We start from the raw sequence: 1,861 nt of genomic DNA, 5'->3' as shown, positions 1-1,861 counted from the left end.
GTCTGTGCGTAGGCCGCATGCCCCAGGCTCAGTCCCAGGTAGTGCGACCAGATCGCCTGGTAGATCAGGCCCGCAAAACCCGATGCCACGAACAGCGCCAGCAGCGCCCGCTCCAATCCGACCTGCCTGACCGTCATCCGTCGTCCCCTGGTTTCACCGCCAGAGGATAGCCCAACTCAGGCGATCGACGCGGCGCGGTTCGCGTCGGCGATCCTGGATCAGGGCGACGTCGGTGCGGCGGTCGCCCGGTCGATCCAGGCCAGCAGGTAAGCGCGCTGGAGGCCGTAAGAAGATGCCGCGCTTACCTCCACGGTACGGCCCTGGGTCCGGTCGATCGCCAATGCGCCCGATGCATCGTTCATTCCGATGGCACCCAGCATCGCAATCACCAGCATGTGCTCGCGGGTGCCCAGCGGTGCGTCCGGACCCAGTGCCTCCAGCGCTGCCAGTGCAGCCCTGCGCATGCCTGCCGGGTTCCGGCGCGCCGACTCGGCGTACGCTTCAAGCACCTGCGCGACGGCCGCCGGCTGGATGCTGGTGTCGATCCAGGCCGGATCGATCCAGACGCCGGCATGGTCGGCCGCGGGCAGGTGCGCCAGGGAGGCCTCGGCCAATGCCGAAACGATGTCCAGCCATGCCACCAGATCCTCGCCTTCCAATGGCGCCGCGGACAACTGGGCGAGTCGGTCGATAGATGCCGAGAACTCCGGATTCACGCGCCTCAGTTCGTCGTCCGGTCCTTGCCTGAGCACCTCACGGACGAGCAAGGCCTGGCGATGCAGGTCCACCAGGTCACTGGTGAGCACGGGCGTGATCGCAGGCAGCGCCGGAGGCGGCAGGCGGCCGTCGGTCATTTCCAGGACGGGAAGGCCAGAGCTGACGAGGGTGAGCAACTGCCAGGAGGCCTCACCCTTGAAGCGGGAGCGAGGCGCCTGCAGCGATACCGTGGGATGGAAATCATCGTGCGGGGTGGCACCGTTCAGGCGCACCAGCGTATCGAGCAGGTCGCGGCCGCCGACCCGCCGGAGCAGGTAGTCGCCGCGATGGGTGAGGCCGACGCGGCTCAGCTCATCCTGCAGTGGGGAAGGCTCCGGCCAGGCCTTGTCGAGGCGAGGAATCGGTTCTCGACTGGCTACAAGCAGGACATCACCCTGGTTGGTGATGTAGGCGTCGATGTGCGGGAATTCCGACACGATTGCCGACAGGATGGTCCCCAGCAGCCGGTCGTTGAGCTCATAGGTCTGGACCCATTGCACCAGCAGCCCGTCCTGGTCCAGGTGCCCGGCCAGGAAACGATAGAACTGCCGGGTGAACAGGCTGGCGACGCCGCTGACCCAGGGATTGGACGGCTCGGAGACGATCACGTCGTACTTCTTCTTGCCGGCGGAGAAGTAGGTGCGGGCGTCATCGATGTGCAGCCTGGACCGGGGGTCGCGGTAGGCGCGCGCGACGCGGTCGCCGTAAAGCATGGCGCCGTCGTACATGGCGCGCTCGATCTCGACCGAGTCCACCACCTCCGGCACCGGGCTGCCCAGCACGGTGTGGGTGGTCAAACCCGAACCCCAGCCGATGATCCCGACGCGCCTTGCATCCGGATGCAAGGCCAGCGGCAGCGCCGCGGCCATCAGCATGGTGATCTCATCCTCCGGCGCGGGCTGCTCGGCCGAAAGCTGCAGCGACGCGTCCGGTTTGCCGTTGGTCGAGATGATGCCGATGCTTTCCTGCTGGTAGAACGCGACCGTGGCGGTCTTGCCATCGCGCAGGAAGCGCACCTGCGAACCCTGCGCCAGCTCCGAGGCCCCCGTGCGGAACACGCCCGAGGCCAGGGACTCGGGCGAGGCCCGGCCCAGGCTCAGGCTCA

Annotated in this window: 1 pseudogene; it reads right to left on the bottom strand. The window is 67.4% G+C overall.

Annotated features, from left to right (window positions below):
• Positions 1 to 218 precede the first annotated feature (218 nt).
• Positions 219 to 1,861 (bottom strand): annotated as a pseudogene (locus ACOQFR_RS00045) (spermine synthase); the annotation flags it as partial.

Origin of the sequence: Arenimonas sp. MALMAid1274 (assembly GCF_049195245.1) — a bacterium.
Lineage (GTDB): Bacteria > Pseudomonadota > Gammaproteobacteria > Xanthomonadales > Xanthomonadaceae > Arenimonas.
The sequence above is the reverse complement of the archived record's forward strand: the minus strand, read 5'-3'. Positions and strand labels throughout refer to the sequence as shown.